Annotated in this window: 6 protein-coding genes; 4 read left to right on the plus strand and 2 right to left on the minus strand. The window is 30.1% G+C overall.

The window, feature by feature from the left end:
* Window positions 1–217 precede the first annotated feature (217 nt).
* Window positions 218–1,036 carry a helix-turn-helix domain-containing protein gene (locus tag ACRC03_RS02310; protein WP_438650941.1) on the minus strand — a complete coding sequence of 273 codons (819 nt, stop codon included), beginning with the start codon at window positions 1,034–1,036 and terminating at the stop codon, window positions 218–220.
* A gap of 431 nt (window positions 1,037–1,467) precedes the next feature.
* Here ACRC03_RS02310 and ACRC03_RS02315 point away from each other — a divergent pair, with 431 nt between their 5' ends.
* Genes ACRC03_RS02315 through ptcA form a run of 4 tightly spaced genes read left to right on the plus strand, consistent with a single transcriptional unit; the run spans window position 1,468 to window position 6,080 of the window.
* A complete protein-coding gene (locus ACRC03_RS02315; RefSeq protein ID WP_438650937.1) occupies window positions 1,468–2,865 on the plus strand; it encodes an APC family permease in 1,398 nt (465 codons plus the stop codon).
* The gene (gene aguA, locus ACRC03_RS02320; protein WP_438650938.1) at window positions 2,865–3,956 is read left to right on the plus strand and encodes an agmatine deiminase; all 1,092 of its coding nucleotides are present in this window, start codon (window positions 2,865–2,867) and stop codon (window positions 3,954–3,956) included. Before ACRC03_RS02315 ends, aguA begins: the two co-directional genes overlap by 1 nt.
* Before the next feature lie 28 nt (window positions 3,957–3,984).
* Complete coding sequence (gene arcC, locus ACRC03_RS02325; RefSeq protein WP_438650939.1) at window positions 3,985–4,947, plus strand: carbamate kinase; 963 nt, start codon at window positions 3,985–3,987, stop codon at window positions 4,945–4,947.
* A gap of 53 nt (window positions 4,948–5,000) precedes the next feature.
* Window positions 5,001–6,080 (plus strand): putrescine carbamoyltransferase, encoded by a 1,080-nt coding sequence (ptcA, locus tag ACRC03_RS02330; RefSeq protein WP_438650940.1) that lies wholly within the window; start codon window positions 5,001–5,003, stop codon window positions 6,078–6,080.
* An 86-nt stretch (window positions 6,081–6,166) separates the two neighbouring features.
* Here the strand turns inward: ptcA and ACRC03_RS02335 are convergent.
* On the minus strand, window positions 6,167–6,304 hold a 138-nt coding region (locus ACRC03_RS02335; RefSeq protein WP_438650942.1), incomplete at its 5' end, for a Rid family hydrolase.

A 6,304-nucleotide genomic window follows, 5' to 3' on the forward strand; every position in this document is an offset into this window, starting at 1 on the left:
ATTTACATTTGAACTACCTATTGGAATAGTTGATTGTTACCAGAAGAATTTAATGCTAGATAATATTTATAAAGATGAACAAATTGAAAAATGTAGCATTGAGTTTTCTGATATATATGTGTAAAAATAATTCTATAAACATTAATATTTAAATAAGAAAAGGCTATGATTTTAATCATAGCCTTTTATCTTGCTAAAATACTATAGAGGACTTGATTTATAGAGTAACAGTTTTGTTTTGAAAGTCTTTATATTTAATTAATAGTTGATTACGTCTATCAACATTAACCTTTTGAAAAATATTATGTATATGAGTTTTAACAGTACCAATTGAAATAAACAACTCTTCGCTAATTTCTTTATTATTTTTATTTTCAATGATTAATTTAAATACTTCTTGCTCTCTCTTAGTTAAATTAGAGTGTTTTGAAAACTCGTAAAAAATTTTATCAGAAAAAGCCGTGTTAAGAATATTATTTTTACCTTCAACCTCTATATCACTAGTAGTAAGGACATTTAAGTTTTTAGTACAGTATTTAATAGCAAAAACAGCATAAATCATACTCAATATATCTTCTGAAATACTTCTATTATTAATCTTAACCAATAAATGTGAATAAACATCAAAGGAAAAAATTACTACTGTATCTTCAATAATAATTAATATAGAAAAAATTAAAGTATAAATTAGTATAGCTTTATATAACCTCATAGAAGAAATTTCTTCTAATAGATTAGGATTGTCTTTTAAATATTTAAGTCCTACTAATCCTAAATAAATAGTTATTAATTGATAAGGTAGATAATAACTCCAAACCATAAGAGCTCCATGTAAAACTAAAGGTACAATAAATAAACTAAATACAAATAAGATTAATATAATGTAATCTCTTAATTTTAACTCCTTTTCAAATACATTTTTTTGAATAGCAAAATAAACTATGGTTGTAGATATTATTATTAAGGTTTTTATTGATGGTATAGACATAAACTGTAGGTTATAGATTGCAGAAAAGTTTTTGAAAAACTCTGTCATGTATATCAAAATATTATCAAAAATATACAGAGAAAAAAGAATACTTATATATAAATAGATGAGCTTATTTTTTGATAAGTATAAATTAATTGAATACACAAGCGGACAGGTATATAAAATTATAATAAAAATATTGTAAATGAATAGTAGTATATCCATAAACTTGTAACTCCCCCTCCAAATTTAAGTGCTCATATTAATATAAGTTTACTATATTAAGAATATTTATACAACTTTAAATAGAATAAGTTTAGGTAAAATTTAGTCAAGAAAGTAAGGTTAGATATAAATAAAACCAAAAGCAATACCTAAGATAGATTCTAAACTTATAGGTTTAGTAGCTATGATTAAGTTACAAGACCAGTGAAAAAGAAAATGATTTACTAGTCTTAAAATACACATTGAAAATTAAATATTTGAGGGGGATGAGCATGAATCAAATTCAAGATAAGAAAAAATTTAAATTAACTGATGCTATATTATCAGTTATATGCGTAGTATTTGTGGCAGAGGCAGCAGCTCCAGTAGCTGCTATAGGAAATTCCCAATACTTCTGGTGGATATTCTTAATGTTAACATTCCTTTTACCATATGGACTTATAGCCTCTGAGCTTGGGACTACTTATGATGGAGAAGGTGGATTATATGATTGGGTTAGGAAAGCCTATGGAAAGAAATGGGGAGGAAGAACATCTTGGTACTATTGGATTAACTTCCCATTATGGATGGCATCACTTGCTGTATTATTTCCAGAAATATTATCAATTGCCTTGGGGATTAAACTTGGGTTAGGAGCTTCATTATTAATTGAATTAGCCTTTATATGGATAATAGTATTTATTAGTTTTTACCCAGTATGTGATAGTGTATGGATACTAAATGGAGCAGCTGTAATAAAAGTAATATTAGCACTAGTAGTTGGTTTCCTTGGAATCTATGGGGCTATAAATCATGGTGTAGCTAATGAATATACAATAGAATCGCTATTACCATCATTTGATTTAAATAGTTTATCTTTTATATCAGTTATACTATTTAACTTTTTAGGTTTTGAAGTTGTATGTACATTTGCAGATGATATGGAAAATCCTAAAAAACAAATACCACAAGCTATAGTACTAGGAGGACTAGTAATAGCAGCTATATATATATTTTCAGCATTTGGTATAGGAGTTGCAATACCAACATCTGAAGTTAGCACAAGTAGTGGATTAATTGATAGTATTCAACTTTTAACTGGAAAAACTACAAGCTTACTAATATCAGTAATGAGTATTTTATTCCTATTAAGTTTATTTGGAAATATGATTTCATGGTCACTTGGAGTAAACAATGTTGCTTGCTATGCAGCTAAAAATGGTGATATGCCAAAGGTATTTGCAAAAACAAGTGAAAAGAATGATATGCCAATTGGTTCAGCAATAATGAATGGAATTGTTGCTTCAGTAGTAATAATAATTGCTACATTTTTACCAAATCAAGATTTATTCTGGAGTTTCTTTGCTTTAAATCTTGTAATGTTTTTATCAGCGTATCTACCAGTATTCCCATCTTTCTTAAAGCTTCGTAAGATAGATCCAGATAGAGAAAGACCATTTAAGGTTAGTGGTAATGATTTTGTATTAAAAATGTTAGCAATTTTACCTATGATATTAATTATTACATCTATAGTATTTATAGCAGTTCCACTTAGTTTTGATAAAGAAACACTTAATGGAACGTTACCAATTACTATAGGCTCAATAATATTCTTTGTTATAGGTGAAATTCTAATAAGAAATAGTGGCAAGAAAAATGTTGATCCAAATAACAAAGGGGAGGTTTTATAATGAAAACACTAGAATCTACGCCAAAACAAGATGGATTTAGAATGCCAGGGGAATTCGAACAACATGATGGTTGTTGGATAATATGGCCAGAGAGAACTGATAACTGGAGATTAGGGGCTAAACCTGCTCAAAAAGTATTTGTAAATATAGCAACTGCGATTAATAGATTTGAGCCGGTTACAGTTTGTGTAAGCAATGAACAATATGAAAATGCTAGAAATATGTTACCAGATAATATTAGATTAGTTGAAATGTCAAACAATGACTCTTGGATTCGTGACTGTGGACCTACATTTGTAACTAATGGCAAAGAAGTAAGAGGTATTGATTGGTCATTTAATGCATGGGGAGGATTAGTTGATGGATTATACTTCCCTTGGGATAAGGATGATAAAGTAGCTAGAAAAGTATGTGAAATAGAAGGAAAAGATAGATACCGTTTAGATGATTTTGTACTTGAAGGTGGTTCTATACATGTTGATGGTGAAGGAACATTAATAGTAACGGAAGAATGTTTATTAAGTGAAGGCCGTAATCCTCATCTAAATAAAGAAGAAATAGAAGATACATTAAAAGAATATCTAAATCTTGAAAAAATTATATGGTTACCACTTGGAATATACAATGACGAAACTAATGGGCATGTAGATAACATAATGCACTATGTAGCTCCAGGAAAAGTAGTGCTTGCATGGACAGAAGATAAAAATGACCCACAATATGAAATTTGCCAAACTGCTTATGAAATACTAAGCAACGAAACAGATGCAAAAGGTAGAAAATTAGAAGTTATAAAACTAATGTTACCAGCTAATATTCTTATTACTGAGGAAGAAAGTGAAGGAGTAGATGGAGTAGATGGAACTCTACCTCGTCAAGAAGGTGACAGATTAGCAGCTTCTTATGCTAACTTCTACATGGCAAATGGAGCAGTAGTATTACCAGTATTTAATGATCCAAATGATGAATTAGCAGTGAAAACGATACAAGAAACATTACCAGATAGAGAGATAGTATCTATATATGCTAGAGAAATACTATTAGGTGGAGGAAATATTCACTGCATAACACAACAACAACCATCTGCATAAGAGAAGCGTTGTTTATTAGGAGGAATTTATGAAAAAATTAGTAATTGCATTAGGTGGGAATGCATTAGGAAATAATGCAGAGGAACAGTTAGAATTAGTAAAGCAAACAGCTAAAACAATAGTAGATTTATCAGAAGAAGGCTACAGTGTAATAGTTGGCCATGGAAATGGACCACAAGTAGGTATGATAAATCTAGCAATGGACTTTGCAGCAAATAATGGTGCAAATACACCGAGTATGCCATTTGCTGAGTGTGGGTCAATGAGTCAAGGCTATATAGGATATCATTTACAGCAATCAATAAAAAATGAATTAAATAAAAGAAATCTAAATAAAAATGTTGCTACAGTAGTTACTCAAGTTGTAGTAGATGAAACAGATGAAGCTTTTAAGCATTTAACTAAACCTGTAGGAATGTTCTACACAAAGGATCAAGCGGATTTAATAGCTAAAGAAAAAGGCTATACTTTTGTAGAAGATTCAGGAAGAGGTTATAGAAGAGTAGTTGCTTCACCTAAACCACAAAAAATAGTTGAATTAGAAACTATAAAGCAATTAGTAGATAATGGAACTATAGTAATAACAGTTGGTGGAGGAGGAATACCAGTAGTAGAGGAAAATGATGGAACACTTTATGGTGTTGCAGCAGTTATAGATAAAGATAAATCAAGTGCAAGATTAGCAAAAGACCTTGATGCTCAAATGTTAGTAATACTAACTGCAGTAGAGAGAGTATGTATAAACTTTAATAAACCAAACCAAGAAGAACTAAAAAATATAAATTTAAAAGAAGCATCAAAATATATAGAAGAAGGACATTTTGCCAAAGGGTCTATGTTACCGAAAGTTGAAGCTTGTGTGGATTTTGTAGAAAAGGCTACAAATGGAAATGCTTTAATAACTTCACTAGAAAAAGCTAAAGAAGCTTTACATGGAGAAACAGGAACAGTAATCTGCAAGGAAAAAGAAATAAAAGTAAGTCTTGCATAATATTAGCTAGTAGAAAAATTTAAATAAATAATAACACTTAGGGGGTTAACAAAATGAAATTACCAAATTCAAGTGCAACAAATTTAAATAAAACAGGACTAAGACATTTCTTAGATACTCAACACTTAAGCAAGGAAGAATTATTAGAGATATTTGAATTAATGAAGTTATTAAAAGATGCAAGAAGAGATAATGCAGTACCACAATTATTCAAAGGCAAATCAATAGCAATGATATTTGAGCAACCTTCAACTAGAACAAGAGTATCATTTGAAACAGCAGCTACAATACTTGGAGGCCATGCATTATTCTTATCACCAAAAGATATACATCTAGGAGCGAAAGAAAGTTTAGAAGATACTTCAAAAGTATTATCAAGAATGGTTGATATAATGATGGCTCGTGTTGATTATCATACCACAGTAGCAGGACTTGCAGAACATGCAACAGTACCAGTAGTAAATGGATTATGTGATTGGCTACATCCAACTCAAATGTTAGCAGATGTGTTTACTATGATAGAGCATTTACCAGAGGGTAAAAAATTAGAAGATTTAACAGTAAGCTTTATGGGAGATGCTACTAATGTTTGTTCATCATTAGCATTCATATGTACTCAATTAGGAATGAGCTATAAGCACATAGGTCCAAAGAAATATCAAATGCCTAAGGAATGGCAAGATATAGCATTAGAAAACTGTAAAACTTCAGGAGGAACATTAACAGTTACAGAAGATGTAGAAGCAGTTAAAGGTTCTGATATAGTTGTAGCAGATAGCTTCTATTGGTTCGGACAAGAAGCTGAAAAAGAAGAAAGATTGTCAACATTTATACCTAAGTATGTTGTAAATCAAGAAGTAATGGATATAGCAGGAGCAAATGCAATGTTTATGCACTGCTTACCAGCAAATGATCAAAGAGAATGTACAAGAGAAGTAATGAACGGAAAACAATCTATAATATTTGATGAGGCAGAAAATAGATTAACTGCTCAAATGGCTATATTAGTATACTTCACATATAATCATATACCACAGCCATCTGAAGAAACTATAAAAATGCATGCAGATAAGATTGATGGATTCTTAAAAAATATAACAATAAATAATGTAAAAGAAGAAACGTTAGTTTAATAAAATCCTTAGCCATAAATAATCCTATAAATATATAAAGCTATTGCAAAATTAACGTATTGTTAATTAGCAATAGCTTTTTTTAACTACTTAACAGCAGCAGTAACTGTCATTTCAACTAATAGACATTCTCTAGCAAGTCTTGCTTCAACACAAGCTCTAGCAGGTTCATGTCCTTTTGCTACCCATGCATCCCAAACAGAGTTCATATCAGCAAAATCTTT

This window comes from Romboutsia sp. (assembly GCF_051659545.1).
In the GTDB taxonomy this organism is placed as follows: domain Bacteria; phylum Bacillota; class Clostridia; order Peptostreptococcales; family Peptostreptococcaceae; genus JBOFOR01.

Bases quoted from the DNA above. Each gene is read 5' to 3' on its own strand.
- ACRC03_RS02310 (WP_438650941.1), bottom strand. From the start codon at position 1,036: ATGACAGAGTTTTTCAAAAACTTTTCTGCAATCTATAACCTACAGTTT.
- ACRC03_RS02315 (WP_438650937.1), top strand. From the start codon at position 1,468: ATGAATCAAATTCAAGATAAGAAAAAATTTAAATTAACTGATGCTATA.
- aguA (WP_438650938.1), top strand. From the start codon at position 2,865: ATGAAAACACTAGAATCTACGCCAAAACAAGATGGATTTAGAATGCCA.
- arcC (WP_438650939.1), top strand. From the start codon at position 3,985: ATGAAAAAATTAGTAATTGCATTAGGTGGGAATGCATTAGGAAATAAT.
- ptcA (WP_438650940.1), top strand. From the start codon at position 5,001: ATGAAATTACCAAATTCAAGTGCAACAAATTTAAATAAAACAGGACTA.